Below are 240 nucleotides of genomic sequence, written 5' to 3'. Positions count from 1 at the left end.
CACAATCTCCTGCTGGGTTTTCGGCATCGCCGTTACGCGACCGTTAAGTTTGGCTTTCTCTTCTTCCAGCGCCTGACGTTTCTCCAGCAGCGTGCGGTACGCCGGGTGAACTTTGGTGTACAGCTTGGAGATTTCCGCCTCTTTAAAGGTCAGTTCGTTCAACTGCGCGTCGATGTTCACCATCGAATCGAGCACCGCTTTCGCTTCCAGCGGCAGATCAACAGACTCTTTATCCTGACG

General features: G+C 53.8%; 1 pseudogene. It reads right to left on the bottom strand.

The features are described from left to right. Positions 1 to 240 (bottom strand): annotated as a pseudogene (locus tag RTW80_RS30615) (tyrosine-protein kinase); the annotation flags it as partial.

Origin of the sequence: Escherichia sp. AM3 (genome assembly GCF_032029835.1) — a bacterium.
Lineage (GTDB): Bacteria > Pseudomonadota > Gammaproteobacteria > Enterobacterales > Enterobacteriaceae > Escherichia > Escherichia coli.
The sequence above is the reverse complement of the archived record's forward strand: the minus strand, read 5'-3'. Positions and strand labels throughout refer to the sequence as shown.